Annotated in this window: 16 protein-coding genes; 7 read left to right on the top strand and 9 right to left on the bottom strand. The window is 65.0% G+C overall.

Translation table 11 applies throughout. The annotated features are described in order from the left end of the window. Position 1: 1 nt before the first annotated feature. Positions 2-1,342: a branched-chain amino acid ABC transporter permease gene (locus tag R3P95_RS13420; RefSeq protein ID WP_052047893.1), complete on the bottom strand. Its 1,341-nt coding sequence runs from the start codon at positions 1,340-1,342 to the stop codon at positions 2-4. Between the two features lie 263 nt (positions 1,343-1,605). Between R3P95_RS13420 and polA the strand changes: the two genes are divergently transcribed. Then, positions 1,606-4,347 (top strand): DNA polymerase I, encoded by a 2,742-nt coding sequence (gene polA, locus R3P95_RS13415; RefSeq protein ID WP_317548570.1) that lies wholly within the window; start codon positions 1,606-1,608, stop codon positions 4,345-4,347. 84 nt (positions 4,348-4,431) lie between these two features. On the opposite strand, the gene trxA is transcribed toward polA, so the two are convergent. The 3 genes from trxA to R3P95_RS13400 all read right to left on the bottom strand — a co-directional run bounded on the left by trxA (position 4,432) and on the right by R3P95_RS13400 (position 6,605). Continuing rightward, entirely contained in the window at positions 4,432-4,803 is a 372-nt protein-coding gene (gene trxA / locus R3P95_RS13410) for a thioredoxin (protein ID WP_317548569.1), read from the bottom strand. 86 nt (positions 4,804-4,889) lie between these two features. Beyond that, positions 4,890-5,888: a GlxA family transcriptional regulator gene (locus R3P95_RS13405; RefSeq protein WP_317548568.1), complete on the bottom strand. Its 999-nt coding sequence runs from the start codon at positions 5,886-5,888 to the stop codon at positions 4,890-4,892. 210 nt (positions 5,889-6,098) lie between these two features. After that, on the bottom strand, positions 6,099-6,605 hold the full coding sequence (locus R3P95_RS13400; protein ID WP_300522982.1) for a 2'-5' RNA ligase family protein: 507 nt from the start codon (positions 6,603-6,605) through the stop codon (positions 6,099-6,101). A 10-nt stretch (positions 6,606-6,615) separates the two neighbouring features. Between R3P95_RS13400 and R3P95_RS13395 the strand changes: the two genes are divergently transcribed. Beyond that, a complete protein-coding gene (locus R3P95_RS13395) occupies positions 6,616-7,713 on the top strand; it encodes an isocitrate/isopropylmalate dehydrogenase family protein (RefSeq protein ID WP_317548772.1) in 1,098 nt (365 codons plus the stop codon). Positions 7,714-7,728: 15 nt separating this feature from the next. Here R3P95_RS13395 and R3P95_RS13390 read toward each other — a convergent pair whose 3' ends face one another. Then, a complete protein-coding gene (locus R3P95_RS13390; protein WP_269593959.1) occupies positions 7,729-8,556 on the bottom strand; it encodes a class I SAM-dependent methyltransferase in 828 nt (275 codons plus the stop codon). 215 nt (positions 8,557-8,771) lie between these two features. On the opposite strand from R3P95_RS13390, the gene rpsA reads away from it, so the two are divergent. Further along, on the top strand, positions 8,772-10,250 hold the full coding sequence (rpsA, locus tag R3P95_RS13385; RefSeq protein WP_027497255.1) for a 30S ribosomal protein S1: 1,479 nt from the start codon (positions 8,772-8,774) through the stop codon (positions 10,248-10,250). 157 nt (positions 10,251-10,407) lie between these two features. On the opposite strand, the gene R3P95_RS13380 is transcribed toward rpsA, so the two are convergent. Continuing rightward, complete coding sequence (locus R3P95_RS13380; RefSeq protein ID WP_068050934.1) at positions 10,408-10,617, bottom strand: hypothetical protein; 210 nt, start codon at positions 10,615-10,617, stop codon at positions 10,408-10,410. 129 nt (positions 10,618-10,746) lie between these two features. Here R3P95_RS13380 and coaE point away from each other — a divergent pair, with 129 nt between their 5' ends. Continuing rightward, positions 10,747-11,964 (top strand): dephospho-CoA kinase, encoded by a 1,218-nt coding sequence (gene coaE / locus R3P95_RS13375; RefSeq protein WP_317548567.1) that lies wholly within the window; start codon positions 10,747-10,749, stop codon positions 11,962-11,964. A 16-nt stretch (positions 11,965-11,980) separates the two neighbouring features. On the opposite strand, the gene R3P95_RS13370 is transcribed toward coaE, so the two are convergent. Next, positions 11,981-12,526 carry a DUF402 domain-containing protein gene (locus R3P95_RS13370; protein ID WP_269593961.1) on the bottom strand — a complete coding sequence of 182 codons (546 nt, stop codon included), beginning with the start codon at positions 12,524-12,526 and terminating at the stop codon, positions 11,981-11,983. Positions 12,527-12,604: 78 nt separating this feature from the next. Between R3P95_RS13370 and uvrB the strand changes: the two genes are divergently transcribed. Both uvrB and R3P95_RS13360 read left to right on the top strand, forming a co-directional pair. Further along, positions 12,605-14,767, top strand: coding sequence for an excinuclease ABC subunit UvrB (gene uvrB, locus R3P95_RS13365; protein ID WP_128645895.1), 2,163 nt, complete (start codon positions 12,605-12,607; stop codon positions 14,765-14,767). A 19-nt stretch (positions 14,768-14,786) separates the two neighbouring features. After that, complete coding sequence (locus tag R3P95_RS13360; RefSeq protein WP_317548566.1) at positions 14,787-15,653, top strand: SCO6745 family protein; 867 nt, start codon at positions 14,787-14,789, stop codon at positions 15,651-15,653. A 6-nt stretch (positions 15,654-15,659) separates the two neighbouring features. Here the strand turns inward: R3P95_RS13360 and R3P95_RS13355 are convergent, their stop codons facing one another. Continuing rightward, entirely contained in the window at positions 15,660-16,517 is an 858-nt protein-coding gene (locus R3P95_RS13355) for an ABC transporter permease (protein WP_269593963.1), read from the bottom strand. Beyond that, positions 16,514-19,387, bottom strand: coding sequence for an alpha/beta fold hydrolase (locus R3P95_RS13350; RefSeq protein WP_317548565.1), 2,874 nt, complete (start codon positions 19,385-19,387; stop codon positions 16,514-16,516). The genes R3P95_RS13355 and R3P95_RS13350 overlap by 4 nt, the downstream gene beginning before the upstream one ends. A gap of 182 nt (positions 19,388-19,569) precedes the next feature. Here R3P95_RS13350 and R3P95_RS13345 point away from each other — a divergent pair, with 182 nt between their 5' ends. Continuing rightward, the gene (locus R3P95_RS13345) at positions 19,570-20,022 is read left to right on the top strand and encodes a universal stress protein (RefSeq protein WP_068050983.1); all 453 of its coding nucleotides are present in this window, start codon (positions 19,570-19,572) and stop codon (positions 20,020-20,022) included. Positions 20,023-20,133: the final 111 nt, after the last annotated feature.

Genomic DNA, 20,133 nt, shown 5'->3' with positions numbered 1-20,133 from the left:
GTCACCCGATCCTTTGTCGCGAGCCGAGGATGCCCTGTGGACGGACGACGAGGATGAGAATCAAGACGAGCAACCCTCCGATGTATTTGAGATCGGGATTGATGACCAGCGTCGACCACTGCACGAGCAGACCGACGATGACGCAACCGAGGAAGGCGCCGTAGGCCGTTCCCAGTCCACCGAGTGTGATGCCGGCGAACATGAGCAACAGGAGTTTGAAGCCCATCTCCCACTGGACGCGACCGCCGAGTTCGGAGAGCCCGAACAACACGCCGCCGAGGGCAGCCAGGCCGCCGCCGAGGCACCAGACGAACGTGACCACGCGCTCGACGTTGATGCCGGAGGACGCAGCGAGGTCCCGGTTGTCGGCAACCGCACGCATGGCCTTGCCGATCTTGGTGCGCTGCAACATCAGTGCGACGCCGACCAGGACGACGATGCTGATGACGATGCAGGCGAGGTTGACGTTGGTGATCGAGAGCGGACCCCAGTTGTTCTCGGTCTGAGCCTGGTAGTCGTCGAAGGGTTCGGAGCGGTCCGAGAAGAAGATCAGGATGAGATAGCGCAGTGCGATTGCGAGGCCGATCGTCACCACGAGCTGCGCGATGAGGCCGGTCCGTCGCTTGCGCAACGGCCGCCATATCAGGGCGTTGTTGAGCCAGCCGATCGCGACTCCTACGACGATTGCCAGCAGCGTGGCCGGGATGAGTTGTATCCCGACACTGACGTTGAAGAACCACGCCGCGACGGCACCGAGCGTGACCATCTCTCCGTGCGCGAAGTTCGTCAGACCGGTGGTGCCGAAGATCAGACTCAGTCCGACCGCGGCGAGCGCGATGACGAGGCCGAAACGAAAGCCGTCGACCGTGGTGCGGACGAACTTCTCGTAGAACGGAATGCTGGTGGCGGTTCTGGCCTCACCGAACGAGAAGATGACGGTGTTGGAACGCCCGGCCTGCACATCGCGCTGGACCTCGCCCTGGACGCTGACGCCGTCGGGGAGCGTTTCCTGAACCACCTGGAATGTGTATGTGCCGGGCGACAATTCGAGGGTCCACCGGCCGCCGGTTTCACTGGTGGTGCGTGCGACTTCGGAGCCGGACGCGTCCAGCGCCGCGACGTCGACTCCGATGAGTCGTTCGCCACCGTTGTTGAGCGATCCGGCGACGCTGACGGCGTCCGCCGGCGGTGCCTGTTCGGCGCTGGTCCCCGGTGCTGCCGGGGGAGTGGGGGTAGGTTCCTGGGCCAATGCCGGCGCACTGAACAGCAGCGCGGCAATGGAACTCAGAACGGCGAGTAGGAGTGTTCGCTGGAAGAGCCGAACGGCAGATCTTGCGCGCAACCTCGGCGGTTGCACCTTTCTGGTCCATCGAACATTTGGAGCCACGCACGTCCTCCGGACGGGTTGTCGTTGAGCCACGGGTATGTGGGGTTTCCTGCAATTGTCGGACTCTATCCGCTGAAACGACGCAAAATCGGCGACTGAGATTTCCGGAAAGTATCGGTTGTGTTTCGCGGTGCACGACGCGCGCCGTGAGAGCGATCGCGTCGCGGCACCTGCATCCGGCTTCGAGTTGTCGGACCCGCTCCCTAGACTGGTCAACCGTGAGCCCAGTAACGGAGAAAAGTGCAGCGCCCGCAGCCGAGACCGACGCGAAGGCGGGCGGGGAGCGGCCCACGTTGCTGCTCATCGACGGCCACTCGATGGCGTTCCGTGCTTTCTTCGCGTTGCCTGCGGACAACTTCAAGACCACCAGCGGTCAGTCCACCAACGCGGTGTACGGGTTCACCTCGATGTTGATCAATCTGCTGCGGGACGAGAAACCGACGCACATCGCGGCGGCGTTCGACGTCTCGCGGCAGACCTTCCGCGCCGAGCGGTTCCCCGAGTACAAGGCCAACCGCAGCAAGACTCCGGACGAGTTCGCCGGCCAGGTCGACATCACCAAGGACGTACTCGGGGCCATGGGAATCCCGGTGATGGCAGAGGCCGGCTTCGAGGCGGACGACATCATCGCCACTCTGGTGACCCAGGCGGAGGCGCTCGGCTACCGCGTCCTGGTGGTCACCGGCGACCGCGATGCGCTGCAGCTGGTGACCGACAACGTCACGGTGTTGTATCCGCGCAAGGGCGTCTCGGATCTGACTCGGTTCACTCCCGACGAGGTCGCCACCAAGTACGGGTTGACGCCGTCGCAGTACCCGGACTTCGCGGCCCTGCGCGGAGACCCGAGCGACAACCTTCCTGGCATTCCTGGGGTCGGCGAGAAGACGGCCACCAAATGGATCATCGAATACGGTTCCCTCACCGCCCTCGTCGACAACGTGGACAAGGTCAAGGGCAAAGTGGGAGATGCACTGCGCGCCAACCTCTCCAGTGTGGTGCTCAACCGCGAGCTCACCGAGATGGTCCGAGATGTGCCGTTGCCCTACACCCCCGATCAGCTCGAACTCGCTCCGTGGGACCGCGAGAAGATCCACGCCTTGTTCGACGACCTCGAGTTCCGCATTCTGCGGGACCGGTTGTTCGAGACACTCGCGTCGGTCGAACCCGAGGCGGAGGAAGGGTTCGACGTCCGCGGCGGCATCGTCGCACCGGGTGAACTGGCCGCCTGGTTGGCGGAACACGCAGCCGACGGCAGGCGCAGTGGGCTGTCGATTCTCGGCCCGCGTCGGCCGTTCGACAGCGATGCGACGTCGGTGGCGATCGCCGCGGCCGACGGCGAGGGCGCGTTCGTCACGACGACCGCTCTGGACGAATCCGACGAGCAGTCACTCGCGGCCTGGCTCGCAGATGCAGCGCAACCCAAGGCCTTGCACGAGGCCAAGTGGGCTCTGCATGCGGTTCGTGGGCGCGGCTGGACCCTCGGCGGCTTGACCACCGACACCGCACTGGCGGCGTACCTGGTGCGGCCCGGTCAGCGATCGTTCAATCTCGACGACCTGTCGTTGCGCTACCTCAAGCGCGAACTCCGCGTCGAGGATGCGGGTGAAGGTCAGATGTCGTTGCTCGACGCGGAGGACACCGCCGATGCGGCGTTCGCGGAGGGCGAGATTCTCAAGGCGCGGGCCGTCATCGACCTGGCCGATGCGCTGGACGCCGAGCTCGCCGCCATCGAGTCGACCACCCTGCTCTCCGAGATGGAGCTGCCTTTGCTGACGGTGTTGGCAGATGTCGAGGCAACGGGTATCGCCGTGAACGGTGATCACCTGCGCGCGCTGCAATCCGGATTCGCCGCGCAGGTGGACGAGGCCGCGAACTCCGCCTACGGCGTGATCGACAAGCAGATCAACCTCGGGTCTCCGAAGCAGTTGCAGGTGGTGTTGTTCGAGGAACTCGACATGCCCAAGACGAAGAAGACCAAGACCGGGTACACCACCGATGCCGATGCGCTGCAGGGGCTGTTCGAGAAGACCGAGCATCCGTTCCTGAAGTTCCTGCTCGATCACCGGGACGCGACGCGGATGAAGGTGACGGTCGACGGCCTGCTGAAATCCGTCGCCGACGACGGCCGCATTCACACCACGTTCAACCAGACGGTCGCGGCCACCGGACGACTGTCGTCCACCGAGCCGAACCTGCAGAACATTCCGGTGCGCAACGAGGCGGGACGCCACATCCGTGACGGCTTCGTCGTCGGGGCCGGATACGACACACTGCTCACTGCCGACTACAGCCAGATCGAAATGCGCATCATGGCGCACGTATCCGGCGACGAAGGGCTGATCGAGGCGTTCAACACCGGCGAGGATCTGCACAGTTTCGTCGGTGCCCGGGCGTTCGGCGTGCCGATCGAGGAGGTCACCCCCGAACTGCGTCGCCGGGTGAAGGCGATGTCGTACGGATTGGCATACGGACTCAGCGCATTCGGTCTCGCCGCGCAGCTCAAGATCTCCACCGACGAGGCGAAGCAGCAGATGGAGGCGTACTTCGCGCGGTTCGGTGGCGTCCGTGACTACCTGCGCAACGCCGTCGAGGAAGCGCGCAAGGTGGGATACACCTCCACGCTGTACGGCAGGCGCCGCTACCTGCCCGATCTCAACAGCGACAATCGTCAGCGCCGCGAGGTCGCCGAGCGGGCAGCTCTCAACGCCCCGATCCAGGGCACCGCCGCAGACATCATCAAGGTCGCGATGATCGACGTTCACCGATCACTGGCGGAGTCGACGCTGAAGTCACGAATGCTGTTGCAGGTCCACGACGAACTGGTGCTCGAGGTCGTCGAATCCGAGCGTGAGGAAGTCGAAGCGCTCGTACGCGACAAGATGTCCTCGGCCATCGAACTGTCGGTGCCCTTGGAAGTCTCGGTCGGCACCGGCCGCAGCTGGGATGCCGCTGCGCACTGATTCGAGGCCGCGCAGGACGAACGACGAAGGGCCGCTCACCGAATTCGGTGAGCGGCCCTTCGCGTCGTGTGCAGCGGCGAGAAACTACTCCGCCGCGGGAGCCTGCTCGGCGATCTGCTGGCGCACGACGTCCATGTCGAGTGCCTTGATCTGACCGACGAGGTCCTCGAGCGCCGGCGCAGGCAGTGCACCGGGCTGTGCGTACACCAGAATTCCTTCGCGGAACGCCATGATCGTCGGGATCGACTGGATCTGCGCCGCGGCAGCAAGTCCCTGCTCGGTCTCGGTGTCCACCTTGGCGTGCACCACGTCGGGGTGCGCGTCGGACGACTTCTCGAACGTCGGCGCGAACTGGCGGCACGGTCCGCACCAGGACGCCCAGAAATCGACCAACACCACGTCGTTGTTCGTCACGATCTCGTCGAAATTCTGCTGGGTCAAAGTCTGAGTGGCCACGCGGTCCCTTTCGATTGATTGCGCTTCTGGAGTGTCCCAACGCAGGTACTCACCGGAATCATCCCGGCCGGGTCGGAGCGACTGCGTCAGGCGGGCTGGGGTGCGGCACGGAACGTGCGGCGATACGCATTCGGCGTGGTGCATCGCAACCTCACGAAATGCTGCCGCAGGGCTGCCGCATTTCCGAAACCGACCACCTCGGCGATCGAATCCATCGGCAGATCCGAGTTCTCCAACAGCTGCTGCGCCGCCAGTACTCGTTGGTCGTTGAGCCAGCGCGCGGGCGTGGTTCCGGTTTCGGCCGCGAACTTGCGGGCGAAGGTTCGCGCCGACATGTTCACCCTCGCCGCCAGTCGACCGATGGTCAGCTCGGAGTCGAGGTTCTCGGTCATCCAGTCCAGCAGCGGAGCCAGTGTCTCGGTACGAGTGGCGGGCAGGGGACTGGTGACGAATTGAGCCTGGCCGCCGTCACGATGCGGAGGAACGACCATCCGGCGAGCGATCCCGTTGGCCACGACGCTGCCCTGGTACTTGCGCACGATGTGCAGGCACAGGTCGATTCCGGCCGCCGTGCCCGCGCTTGTCAGCACGTTTCCGTCGTCGACGTAGAGGACGTTCGGATCGACCTGCGCGAGTGGATATTTCGCGGCCAGCAAAGCGGAGTGCCGCCAATGCGTCGTACAGGGGCGGCCGTCGAGCAGTCCGGCCTTGCCCAGTACGAACGCGCCGTTGCACAGGCTGGCGACCATGGCACCCCTGTCGACGGCCGCGCGAAGTTTGGCCAGTAGTGGCTCGATGGACGAGTTGTATCCAGCTCCGCAGACGTATGTACCGTCCTCGGCGGCTTCGGTGCCGCCGGCCGGAATGATGATCAGATCGGCGCTGTCGAGACTGTCGAGATCGTGAGGGACGTCGATGGTGTAACCGACGCGGGTGCGGATCGGTTGGGGGACACCTGCGATCAGAGAGAAGTCGTAGGTGGGTAGGCCCTCGTCCGAGCGATCGAATCCGAACACCTCGCAGGCGACGCCCAGCTCGAACTGTTCGGTCAACGGCATCAGCGCGACAACCACTCGTTTCAGCATGAAAAGAAGTATGGCAGAAAGTCGTCGATATATGGCTTTACTGCCACTCGTGCGCATTCTTCGCAGGTTGGAAGCTTGCGGCATGACAATTGTATTGGTAGTTGTGCTGCTGTTCCTGGCCCTCGACGCCGTCGTGCTCGCAGGCTTCGCTCCCGATACCCACGCGGAGGTGACCCAGTTCGGCGACTTCCGGTTCTAGAGTGCCCCGGGTCAGCCGATCCGCCATTCGCGCTTGGCCTCGCCGTCCCATCGGCGCAGCGCCACCGCAGATCCCACCAGATCGTCGATGTCCGCCGAGAGCAGGCGCACCGCCGCTCCTGCCTCCTCGGGCGTCAACCGTCGAGCCACCGTTACGTGCGGCGTCCATCGGCCGGGTTCGAGGTGGTCGAGCGAATGTTCGCCCACCGCCTCGTGCATCCGGGCGTGCAGATCGAGCAACTCGCTCGACGGAACGACCAGTCGCGCCAGGGTGATCGTTCGACCGCCGAACACGACGAGCCCGCCCAGGCGCACATCGAACGGATCGAAGCGGACCGCATCGCCGTCGTCCACCGCGGCCGGCATCGACGACGCCACTGCGACGGTGACGTGCGGGCGATTCGACTCACCGCGGTGGCGGTTCTGACTCGGGAGCCCGGCCTCGGACAGCGCCGCCCACTCGCGGCGCACCGCTGCGTCGAGGCCGGAGTCGAGTAGTAGTTCAGCGGACTGCACCATGGAGCCCATGATGTCGCAGACGGACGGCCGGAACACGACGACGCTCAGGATCGGGGCCATGACCGGCGACGGGATAGGCCACGAGATCGTGCCCGCGACGATCCGGGTGGTCGACGCGGCCCTGGCGTCCATCGGCGGACCGGCCGTCGACTGGGTGCGCCTCCCTCTGGGCATGGACGCCATCGACCACCACGGAACGCCGATACCCAGGAGCACGCTGGACGAATTGGGTGAGCTCGAAAGCTGGATTCTGGGACCGCACGACAGCGCGTCGTATCCGGAGCCGTTCCGATCCGAACTGACTCCAGGCGGACGGATTCGCAAGAAATTCGACCTGTTTGCCAACATCCGGCCGGCGAAGGCACTGCCCGGCGTACGGGCGGTGTCTCCGCGGATGGATCTGGTGGTCGTGCGGGAGAACACCGAGGGGTTTTACGCCGATCGCAACATGTTCATCGGCAGCGGGGAGTTCATGCCCACTCCCGATGTGGCGTTGGCCGTCGGAGTGTTCACGCGTGCGGCCTGCGAACGCATTGCACGTGAGGCATTCTCGCTGGCTGAGCGACGCAGTAGGAAACTGACCATCGTGCACAAGACCAACGTGCTGTCCATGACAACGGGGCTGTTCCGCGATGCGTGCCGCGCCGTGAGCGAGCAATTTCCGCACGTCCAGGTAACCGAGGAGCACGTCGACGCGCTCGCGGCGCACCTGGTTCGGCGGGGCGAGGACTACGACGTCATCGTGGCCGAGAACATGTTCGGTGACATTCTGTCGGATCTGACGGGTGAGCTGTCCGGTTCGTTGGGCACCGCGCCGTCGATCAATTCCTCGGAAACCCAGGCGATGGCGCAGGCCTCGCACGGATCGGCCCCGGACATCGCAGGGAAGAACCGGGCCAATCCGACGGCACTCTTCCTGTCCGCTGCAATGCTGCTCGAGTGGCTCGCCCCGCGGCACAGGGACGATCGGCTGGCCGCGGCCGCCGGCCGGATCCGTGACGCCGTCGACGCCACGGTCGAATCCGGGGTCGCGACAGCCGACCTCGGTGGGCAGGCGTCGACCAGCGCATTCACCGAGGCCGTGGAAGCCCGGGTGCACCGGCGCTGATCGCGGCGGACTCCGTCAGTGCGGTTTGCGGCTGCTGAAGATCGCGGTGCCCGGAAAGAGCTGGCCGCGCAGTGGGCTCCACTGTCCCCACTCGCGGTCGAGCCATTCCGGCCAGTCCGGTTCGACGATGTCGCGCACCTCGAGACCTGCGGCGACCAGTTCGCGCACGCGGTCACCGATCGTGCGGTGATGCTCCACGTAGTTGGGAGTCCCGTCGGCGTCGTATTCGACGTACGGGGTTCGATCGAAGTACGGAATCGTCGCGGTCAGACCGCCGACCCCGGGATCGTCCGGAAACACCCAGCGCATCGGATGGTTGACGGCGAACACCCAGATCCCGCCCGGCCGGAGTACCCGCGCGACTTCCTTCATCACATTGGCCGAGTCCGCGACGAACGGCACCGCACCGAAGGCCGAGCAGACGATGTCGAACCGTTCGTCGGCAAACGGCAAGGACTCGGCACTGGCCTGCACCAGCGGAACCGTCGACCCGCCCGCGGTCATTGCATCGACGCCGCGCTGCAACATGCCCATCGAGATGTCGAGGCCGATCGCGCGCGCACCCTGGGTTCCGAGCCAGCGGGCGCACGGTGCACTGCCGCAGCCCACTTCGAGGACGTCCTTGCCCGCGACGTCGCCCAGCAGATGCACGTCGCCCTCGTGCAGCCCCTCCGGGCACCAGACGAACTCCCCGGACTCGGTCGACACTCCGAGAAACGCGCCGTGCGTACGGTGGTAGCTCTCGGCGTCGGAATCCCACCAGAGACGACTCGCGCGGTCACTCGCGACCGAATCGATTCGGCCGCGGCCGGGAGTGGACGACGGTGTGGAAAGATCGGTCACACGCCGACTCTAACCGGGTTTGTGCTGGTACTGCGGCATCGCGTACCCTGTTCAACGCGAGTGTGTTCATGCTGCGCCCAGGTCGGGTTCCCTCGACCTCGGCGCACACGGATCCGGCAACGGATTCGCCGAAGATGCTCGTGTTGCACACGTTTCACCAAGTCCGACCGAACATCCATCAACCGATACCCAACCCGTCCGGAGCAACTCAACACATGCCCTCAACCACAACCTCACCGCAGGTAGCCGTCAACGATATCGGCTCCGCAGAGGATTTTCTCGCCGCCATCGACGCCACGATCAAGTACTTCAACGATGGTGACATCGTCGAGGGCACCATCGTCAAGGTCGATCGCGACGAGGTTCTACTCGACATCGGTTACAAGACCGAAGGCGTCATTCCTTCCCGCGAGCTCTCCATCAAGCACGACGTCGACCCCAACGAGGTCGTCTCCGTGGGAGATGAGATCGAAGCACTCGTCCTCACCAAGGAGGACAAGGAAGGCCGTCTGATCCTGTCCAAGAAGCGAGCTCAGTACGAGCGCGCTTGGGGCACGATCGAGGAGCTCAAGGAGAAGGACGAGGCCGTCAAGGGCACCGTCATCGAGGTCGTCAAGGGTGGACTCATCCTGGACATCGGTCTTCGTGGCTTCCTTCCCGCCTCGCTCGTCGAGATGCGTCGCGTCCGCGACCTCCAGCCGTACGTCGGCAAGGAGATCGAGGCCAAGATCATCGAGCTCGACAAGAACCGCAACAACGTGGTTCTGTCGCGCCGCGCATGGCTCGAGCAGACCCAGTCCGAGGTCCGCAGCGAATTCCTGCACCAGCTCCAGAAGGGCCAGGTCCGCAAGGGCGTCGTGTCCTCCATCGTCAACTTCGGTGCCTTCGTGGACCTGGGTGGCGTCGACGGACTCGTGCACGTCTCCGAGCTGTCCTGGAAGCACATCGATCACCCGTCCGAGGTTGTCGAGGTCGGCACCGAGGTCACCGTCGAGGTTCTCGACGTCGACCTGGACCGCGAGCGTGTTTCGCTGTCGCTCAAGGCAACTCAGGAAGATCCGTGGCGCCAGTTCGCTCGCACCCACGCGATCGGCCAGATCGTGCCCGGCAAGGTCACCAAGCTCGTTCCCTTCGGTGCATTCGTGCGCGTCGAAGAGGGCATCGAGGGCCTCGTGCACATCTCCGAGCTGGCCGAGCGCCACGTGGAGGTTCCGGACCAGGTCGTGGGTGTCGGCGACGACGCACTCGTCAAGGTCATCGACATCGATCTCGAGCGTCGCCGGATTTCGTTGAGCCTCAAGCAGGCCAACGAGGACTACGCAGAAGAGTTCGATCCGTCCAAGTACGGCATGGCCGACTCGTACGACGAGGGTGGCAACTACATCTTCCCCGAGGGCTTCGACTCCGAGACCAACGAATGGCTCGAAGGTTACGAGAAGCAGCGTGAAGAGTGGGAAGGTCGCTACGCCGAGGCGGAGCGTCGCCACAAGATGCACACCGCTCAGATGGAGAAGACGGCCAAGGACGAAGCTGCCGAAGCCGCCAACACCAACTACTCCTCCGAGTCGGGTCAGGCCCCCGCCGATGCAGAAGGCGACGCTCCCGCAGCGTCGGCTCCGGCCTCGACCGGTGGTTCGCTGGCCAGCGATGCGCAGCTCGCTGCACTTCGCGAGAAGCTGTCGGGCAACGCCTGATAGAAGTGGTCCACCCGTGAGGGTGTGACACCGAGCCCCGGTTCTCCACGTGAGAACCGGGGCTTTCTCGTTTCGAATCAGGGGAGCAGAGAAGCTGCGGACACGACAATGGACCCGGTTCCGATGAACCGGGCCCATGTGTGAGGGGGAGTGCGAACTACGCGGCGGTGGCTGGACTCCACTGGCCGACGCTCTCCGTGCGCTTGCGCATGCTGGCGAAGCTGTGGCGGGCGGGGGTCAGGAGGTTGGTGAACCAGTTACGCCGATGGTCGGCCAACGCCGAGGCTACTTCCGGGATGAGAATGCAATGAACGCCTGCATCCATGCCGAGGCGGTGCCGACCCGGTTGGATCTGATTGCTTCGCATGGGTGTCCTTTTCAATAGCTGTGGGTCGGCACATCGAGGTCGCGCTCGTCGAAGATAACCGACCCACCTCCGAAAACGGTGCATTTGAGGCTGGTGTGATTCGGCGTGTTCGAGTGTCAGACTGGGTGCATGCTGAGACTGGGACTGACCGGTGGAATAGGTGCCGGAAAATCGACCGTTGCCAAGGTGCTGACCGAACTCGGGGGAGTGCTCGTCGACTCCGATGTGCTTGCCCGTGAAGTCGTCGAGCCGGGAACGCCTGGGCTGCAACGACTGACGGACACCTTCGGAGCCGACATTCTCGCACCCGACGGCTCACTCGACCGTCCGGCATTGGCGGCCAAGGCATTCGGCGACGAAGAATCCCGCAAGAAGCTCAACGCCATCGTTCATCCGTTGGTCGGCGAGCGCACCGCCGCGATCATCGACGGTGCAGCGCCGGATGCCATAGTGGTGCAGGACATTCCGCTCCTCGTCGAGGGATCGATGGGCCCGTTCTTTCACCTCGTGGTCATCGTGTGGGTCGACGCCGAGGAACGGGTGCGTCGTCTTACGGGACAGCGAGGCATGCCCGAGGCCGACGCTCGCGCGCGGATCGCAGCACAGGCAACCGATGATGCGCGCCGCGCCGCAGCAGACGTGTGGATCGACAACACCGGTGCGCCGGGCAGCGTCGACGACGTCGTCCGAGCCCTGTGGAGCGAACGTCTGATTCCCTTCGAGCGCAACATCAGGGAGGGGATCATCGCGCGCGTTCATCCGGAACAGGTGACAGCCGACCCCACGTGGGAATCGCAGGCCCGACGCATCATCTCGCGCCTGGCCCTTGCCTGCGCGGATAAAGCGGTCCGAATCGACCACATCGGCTCCACCGCGGTGCCCGGTCTCGACGCGAAGGATGTCATCGACATTCAGATCACGGTTCGCAGCCTCGACGACGCCGATGCCGTCGCCGAGCAGCTGCGCGTGGCAGGGTTCCCTCGGCGAGAGGCCAGCAACTTCGACCATCCCAAGCCCGCATACGGAATCGGCGGAGAAGCCGATCCTGCCGTGTGGGCCAAGCGTTTTCACGGCAGCGCAGACCCCGGCCGGCCGGCGAACGTACATATCCGGGTCGACGGCTGGCCGAATCAGACGTTCGCCCTGCTGTTCCGGGACTGGCTGCGAGCGGACGACAACATCACCACCGAGTACGCCGGAATCAAGCGACGCGCCTCCGAGGCCGCTGCCGGAATCACCGACTTCGGATCGGCCATCGAGGCCTACGAGAACGCGAAAGCCCCATGGTTCGACGTGGCATACCGTCGGGCATGGCAGTGGGCGGAGCAGACCGACTGGACCGCGTGAATCGGGGCCGACCGAGTCAGGACGGCTTGCCGTTCCACTCGGTCGGCATTCCGAGGGATGCGAGCCACGCGTTCAGGTCGTAGTCGTGCCGCGTCAGTCCTTCGATGGCCGTGATCGATCTGGCCAGCGCGAGTTCGGCCGTGGGGGTGTCGAGATGGTGCGCCACCCGAGCGTCGAACAACTCGTCGACGTCGAGCAGGTCGTAATCGCGGCCGGTACGCACGCTGAGGTCGAGATAGTGGTCGACGGATGTCCATCGAGTGGTGCCGGCGGTGTACTCGCCGATGTCGACGTAGTAGTCCTGATCGCGGGCGTGCGCGGGCAGATAGTGGAACACCGAGGCCCGTAGCCCCAGAGCGGGCAGCAACCAGGACTCCAGGTAGTCGAAGTGGGCGTGATCGGACGGGCGGGCCATGTACAGCCCCCACGGCTCGACGCGGTATTCGTCGACGACCCGGACGAACCCCTTGGGATCCACGTTCGTCTTGGCGACGAGGTCGAACGTCTCGTGCTTGGGGGCATGAACGACGGTGTGCGCACCGGCTGACGTGTGAGCGACCATGCCTGTAGAAGCTACCGGGAACCGACGTCCGGGGTCTGCCCGACGGAACTTGTCGGTGGTCGCGTCTACGCTTGTGAAATGGCGTTTGCATCCGAACATCCCGTTGTCGCGCACTCCGAGCACCGTCCGGTGGGCGCAATCGAGCGCACCGGACCGGCGTTCGAGGTCGTCAGCGAACACACGCCGGCAGGCGATCAGCCGACCGCCATCGCCGAGCTGGAACGGCGGATCAAGGCGGACGAGAAGGACATCGTGTTGCTCGGTGCCACCGGTACCGGTAAGTCGGCCACCACTGCCTGGCTGATCGAGAAGCTGCAGCGCCCCACTCTGGTGATGGCACCGAACAAGACCTTGGCGGCGCAGTTGGCGAACGAGCTGCGAGACATGTTGCCCAACAACGCAGTCGAATACTTCGTCTCGTACTACGACTACTACCAGCCCGAGGCGTACATCGCGCAGACCGACACCTACATCGAGAAGGACTCGTCGATCAACGACGATGTCGAGCGTCTGCGGCACTCGGCGACTGCATCTCTGCTCTCGCGCCGCGACGTGGTCGTGGTGGCGTCGGTGTCGTGCATCTATGGTCTCGGTACTCCGCAGTCGTACGTCGATCGGTCGATCGAGCTGGAGGTCAACGTCGAAGTGCAGCGTGACGCGCTGCTCCGGTTGCTCGTGGACGTGCAGTACACCCGCAACGACATGGCCTTCACCCGCGGATCGTTCCGAGTTCGCGGTGACACGGTCGAGATCATTCCGTCCTACGAGGAACTGGCGATTCGCATCGAGTTCTTCGGCGACGAGATCGAAGCGCTGTACTACCTCCATCCGCTGACCGGCGACATCGTTCGGCAGGTCGATTCGGTGCGCATCTTCCCGGCCACGCACTACGTTGCCGGGCCGGAGCGGATGGAACGAGCCGTCAAGGACATCGAAGCCGAACTCGAAGGTCGGCTCGCCGAGCTGGAGGGCAAGGGAAAGCTGCTCGAGGCGCAGCGGCTGCGGATGCGGACGCAATACGACCTGGAGATGATTAAGCAAGTCGGATTCTGCTCGGGTATCGAGAACTACTCGCGGCACATCGACGGACGCGGTGCAGGTACCGCGCCTGCAACGTTGATCGATTACTTTCCCGAGGACTTTCTGCTCGTCATCGACGAGTCTCACGTGACGGTTCCGCAGATCGGGGCGATGTACGAGGGCGATATGTCCCGCAAGCGCAACCTCGTCGACTTCGGTTTCCGCCTGCCGTCCGCGACCGACAACCGACCGTTGACGTGGGAGGAGTTCACTCAGCGAATCGGTCAAACGGTCTACCTCTCGGCAACTCCGGGCAAGTACGAGCTGGGGCAGACCGGGGGAGAGTTCGTCGAGCAGGTGATCCGTCCGACCGGACTCGTCGATCCCAAGGTCGTCATCAAACCGACCAAGGGCCAGATCGACGACCTGGTCCATCAGATCCGAGAACGCGCGGAGAAAGACGAGCGTGTGCTGGTGACCACGCTGACCAAGAAGATGTCGGAGGATCTGACCGACTACCTGCTCGAACTGGGCATTCGTGTCCGCTACCTGCACTCCGACATCGATACGCTGCGCCGCGTCGAACTGCTCCGGCAGCTCCGACTCGGCGAGTACGACGTGCTGGTGGGCATCAACCTGCTCCGTGAGGGTCTCGACCTGCCCGAAGTCTCGCTGGTGGCGATTCTCGACGCAGACAAGGAAGGCTTCCTCCGCAGCGGCACCAGCCTCATCCAGACCATCGGTCGTGCCGCCCGAAACGTCTCCGGCGAGGTACACATGTACGCCGACAAGATGACCGATTCCATGACCTACGCGATCGAGGAAACCGAGCGTCGGCGTGAGAAGCAGATCGCGTACAACAAGGAAAGAGGCGTCGACCCTCAGCCGCTGCGCAAGAAGATCGCCGACATCCTCGACCAGGTTTACCAGGAAGCCGAGGACACCGATTCCGTCGTCGAAGTCGGAGGGTCCGGTCGCAACGCCAGCCGGGGCCGGCGAGCGCAGGGCGAGGCGGGCAGGTCGGTCAGCACCGGGGTGTACGAGGGCCAGGACGTCTCGTCGATGCCGCGCGCCGAACTGGCCGATCTGATCAAGAACATGACCGATCAGATGATGAACGCGGCACGCGAGCTCAAGTTCGAGCTCGCCGGCCGACTGCGCGACGAGATCCAGGATCTGAAGAAAGAACTGCGCGGGATGGATGCGGCCGGCCTCAAATAGGTTCGGTTACGGTTCAACGATGGACGCAACCACCGCCGGCCGCACCTCTCGCGCGCTCGAGCTCATTCACTCGATGACCTATTTCCTTCCGGAGACGCAGGACGCTCTCGTCGCCGCCGGGTTGCCGCCGCGGGCCTGCTATTTCGCGGGCCGGGCAGCGCCTCTGGGGCGGGTCGGTGCAGGTGTCGTCACCGCCACGTTCTACAACTTCAATCGTGAACTGATCGCGCCGCTGATTCCGGCCGCCTGGGACATCGCGTCCCCCGACGAGATCATGGCAATCCGGTACGACACGCTCGATGCCGCTTTCGCCCGACTGCTCGTGCCCGAGGTCCTGACGTCCGCGGACATGGCTGAGGCCGCAGACCTGGCATCGATCGCAGCCCGTGGCATTCCCGGTGACGACGGCCGACCCCTGTACGCCGCGTATGCCGAGCTCGACTGGCCGACAGCTCCGCATCTCGTGCTGTGGCACGCCCTGACTCTGATCCGCGAATACCGCGGCGACGGTCACCTCGCGGCGCTGCAGACGGCGGGACTGAGCGGTCTCGAAGCGCTCATCACCCATACCGCCACCGGCTACGGCTTCGAGAAGGAGTTCGCCCGCAAGCGTCGCGGATGGTCGACCGAGCAGTGGGACGGGGCCGTTGCGTCTCTGGCCGACCGTGAGCTGCTCTCGTCCGACGGCGCGCTGACTCAGGACGGAAAGGATCTCCGCACGTTGGTCGAGGACATCACCAACGACCTCGCCGCCGCGCCGTGGGCTGCGCTCGGCGAGGACGGTGCGGCGCGGCTGGTCTCGCTCGCGACGCCGTGGCGCGAGTCGATCGTCGGTGCGGGCGTCATTCCGGATGGTGTGTTCGGGCCCGCGATCAAGAAGAAGTAGCCCGCCTCAGCTGGTGATGTCCTTGGTGCCGAAACGTCGCCACGCGATCAACCCGAACAGTGCCGCGTACGTGACGGCCGAGAACGAGCCGACCACCATGTCGTTCCAGTCGATGCTCGTGCCGAATGCATCGATCCACGAATTGGCGTAGTGCCCGGGCAGGTAGTTGCGGAGTGATCCCAGTGCCGTGATCTGGTCGAGAATCTGCATCAGAATCGATGTCATCACCGCGCCGCCGACGGCCCCGAGAGGGGCGTCGGTGAGCACGGACAGCAGCATCGCCAGGCCCGCGACCCACAGCAGGTTGATGCCGATGTACGCGACCGCGATCAGTAGCCGAACCAGTGAGGTGCCGTAGGGCAGCCCCTCGCCCAGCGGGGTGATCAGCGACTCCGCGCCGTACATCACGGTGCCGATCAGCAGGGACACCCCGACGAGCACCAGAATCGCAGCACTGGACAGCGTCGCCGACACCAATGCCTTCTGCGTCAGCAGTCGACTCCGGGGCACAGGAATGGCCAGCAGGTATCGCAGACTCGACCACGAGGCTTCGCTTGCCACCGAGTCGCCGAAGAACAGGGCCACCACCACGATCAGCAGAAATCCCACGGACATGAACAGAGCGAAGACCGTGAAGTTCATGCCTCCGCGAGTGCCGAGTTCGATCAGCCCACCGGCGTCCGAGTCCGCATCCGAGCTGCCGACTGTGAACGCAATGGCCAGAATTACCGGCAGCAGCGCCAGGAAGCCGATCGCCAGCTGAGTGCGTCGACGTCCCAGTTGCCTGCGCAACTCGGTACGGAACGGCAAGGTGCTGCCGCCGGTGTATCCGGCAGCGCGCCCGTCTGCGTGTGTGGTGCTCATGAACGATCCTTGCTGGTGGAAGACCCTGGGGTGTCTCGGTGGACGAGGTCTAGGAACACGTCTTCGAGGCGCGTCGATTGCGAGAATCCGCGCACCGAGATCCCCGCGGTGACGAGCTCTCGGATCACGACGGCGGCATCCGCGTCGGTCAGGTCGACGGTCACCGTGCCGTCGTCGACGACGACTGCGCCGTCGTGGCCGGAGGTAGCAAGCACGGACTGCGCGCGGGTGGCGTCGTCGACCCTGATCTCCGTTTGTCCGCCTGCCGCGGTCAGTTCGCGGACAGTGCCGGAACTGATCACCGATCCGCGATTCATGACGACCACGTGGGTGCAGGTCTGCTCCACTTCGGCGAGGAGATGGCTCGACACCAACACGGTTCGTCCGGTCTTCGCGTAGTTGATCAGCACGTCGCGCATCGTCCTGATCTGCGGTGGGTCGAGTCCGTTGGTCGGCTCGTCCAGGACCATCAGATCCGGCAACCCCAGCATGGCCTGGGCGATGGCGAGCCGTTGCCGCATGCCCTGGCTGTACGACTTGACCTTGCGTTCGATCGCGGTGCCGAGGTCTGCGATCTCGAGGGCTTCCTCGAGATGGGCGTCCTCGATCGGGCGACCGGTCGCTTCCCAGTACAGCCGCAGATTCTGTGTTCCGGTCAGGTGCGGCAGGAAGCCCGATCCCTCGACGAAGGAGCCCAACCTGGACAGCACCGGTGCTCCTGGCGTCACCTTGTGACCGAAGACCCTGATGTCACCACCGGTGGGAGTGATCAGGCCCATCAACATGCGCAGGGTCGTGGTCTTGCCTGCACCGTTCGGCCCGAGCAGACCCAGAACCTGGCCCTGCTTCACCTCGAAGCTGACGCCGTCGACTGCCCGAAAACCGTTGGAGTACGTCTTGGCCAGATCGGTGATCACCAGAGGGGTGTCGATCAGACTCTCGTCCACTTCGGCGACCGCGCGGCGTCTGGTCTGCACGACTCCGGCCACGATCGCACCGGCGACCGCGAGCAGGACGACCCCGATGCCGATCAGTGGTGCCACCGGAACAGTGCTGTTCGCGCTCGCTTCCGCGGGGACGGTGGGCAACGCAATGGTGTTGTCGGTCATGGCCACGCTGAACTGTGCGGGTTCGAGCGGCACGGCATACGCCTGATCGGTGGTGGAGATGCTCAGTTCGAGGCGATGACCCTGCTGGACGAGGTAGCTGATGCCAGGCAGGGCAACGGTGACGTCGACGGGATCGATGCCCTCGGTGTCTGGCAGGCGGATCGCCGAGACGGCCCCGCCCGGAAGCGTTCTCGTGCCGTTCGGCGCGACGTCGTAGAGCTTCGCGAACAGGACCGCTTGACCCGGCGAGGCCAGCGACGCCACGCGCAGATTCACCCGCGGCACACCGGTGACCGTCACGGACGAATCGACGGGTTCGCTGGTGAACGTTGCCGACTGGCCCGGCAGGTCCGCGGTCAGGGCTGCTCCGGCCCCGGTCGATCCCAGGGTCGAGAGCACCGAGCCCAAACCGGGTATCGACGAGATCGCCGACGGCGACGCCCCGGGCGGACGGATGATCGACTGGTTCTCCGCAGCGGGAGTGAACGTCACCGATCGAGTCTCGGTGGGGTCGGAGTCGGGGCTGAGCCCCGGGTAGTCAGGAGCCGTCATTCGGCGGTTGCGGTCGCCGCCGCGTTCGTCGGCTGCCCGCTGAGTGGAGTAGACGAACGGCTGGCTGTCTGTAGCAGCATCGCTCTCACGCAAGGTCGTGTCGAAGAAGTCGGCGATGGCCTGATCGCTCGTGCCGTCCGTCCCACCTGCGTCGTGACCGCCGTCGAACCATCGCACGGTGACGTTCCCACCGGCCGCCGCGATCTGACGAGCCGTCGCGTCGGCCTGATCCAGACCGAACAGCGTGTCCTGGCTGCCCTGAACCAGCAGGGTCGGCGCGGTGATGTTCGACGCCACCGCGACCGGCGAGTGGGCCGTGAGCAGATCGAGGAGCTGTTGGCTGGGGATTCCGGTCACTGCGGACTGGGCGTAGGCGTCGCAGAATTCGGGTGCGAACCGTCCGCAGGCGGATGTCTCCTCGGCGGTGCCGGCTTCGTTGCCGTCGGTTCCGGTTCCGGTGCCGTTGCCGTTTCCGTCGCCGGCCGGTGCTGCACTGGAGGCGCCCACTCCGAAGAACACTCCGGCCCAGCCGCGCTTGAGGACGCCGGGTCCGCCGTATTCGGCAGCTGCGGGGGTGGCGGTGTCGCCGAGGGCTTCTCGGCCCTCGGCGGAGGTGACGCCGTAGTTGGGGAACAGTGCCTGACCCAGGTCGTTCCAGGTGATCGCTGCGGCTATCGAATCGATCCGGGGGTCGGTGCCGCCTGCGCTCAGAGCCAGTGCGCCGCCGTACGATCCGCCGGCGACACCGACGTGCGGGTCACCGGGGGCGTCGAGTTCCACCTCCGGTTGTTCGGCGAGCCAGTCGATGAGTCCGCGTGCGTCGGCGACCTCGCGGTCGGGGTCGTTGAGCGAGATCGAACCCGTGCTGTCGCCGAACCCGCGTGCACTGTAGGCGAGCACGGTGTACCCGCGGGCGGCGAGGTCACGTGCCTCGCCGTCGACCGAGTCCTTGCTGCCGCCGAAGCCATGGGCGAGCAGCACCGTCGGTGCGGGGGTGACGGCGGGGACGTACAGACGAGCGTCGATGTCGACGGTGCCCGTCGATCCGGGGCTGTCCGGTAGCGTGATGCGCGCATCACGCGTGGATGTGTCGGCGCTCGAATCCTGGGGGAGGAGTACGAATGCGAGGGCGGCTACAGCCAGAACCGCAATCACGGCGGCACCGACAGTCATGGCCCGTCTCGACAGTGGCGGGCGGGGAATCGGCATGGAAACCAATGTATGTGAGTGGCGCGGATCGTGTTGTTCCCCAAGTTCACGTGCCGATCGGCCGGTTCCGGCTAATGTCAGCGAATCAGTCCCCGGACCACGTTTTTCGGTCCTGTGACTTGCACCAATCGAGTTCGAGCAGAAGTGTCACATCTGTGTGTGACCGACAAATGGAGGAATGAATGAGCGCCTACCGCACCGTCGTCGTCGGGACCGATGGCTCCGAATCGTCACTGCGGGCAGTGGAGAAGGCCGCGGCGTTGGCGGGAGACGCCGCTGCCACCCTGGTGATCGCTTGTGCGTACTACCCGGCCGATCCGAAGGACACGTCCGCTGCCGCCGACGCATTGCGCGAGGACGCCTACCAGATCACCGGATCGGCACCGACGCGTGAGATTCTGCGCACGGCGCGCGAGCACGCCACCAAGGCCGGTGCGAAGAACATCGAGGAGAAGGCGATCGTCGGTGCTCCCGTCGAGTCGCTGCTGGCACTCGTGGACGAGGTCAAGGGTGACCTGCTCGTCGTCGGCAACCGCGGCCTGAACTCGTTGACGGGCCGGCTGTTGGGTTCGGTTCCGTCGGACGCCGCTCGCAAGTCCACCTGCGACGTTCTGATCGTGCACACCGTCCGCTGATTGCACGCTGCACACACCACCGGCCCCCGCCCGCGCAAACACCGGCCGGGCCGGGGGTGTGGGGGGGTTGTTCTGCGTGCCGCGACCAAAGCGGCACCCCCCCCCCTTCCA

The sequence above is a fragment of the Rhodococcus cercidiphylli genome, from assembly GCF_033042225.1.
In the GTDB taxonomy this organism is placed as follows: Bacteria; Actinomycetota; Actinomycetes; order Mycobacteriales; family Mycobacteriaceae; genus Rhodococcoides.
Note: the sequence above shows the minus strand (reverse complement) of the source record. Positions and strands in the feature narration are given on the sequence as shown.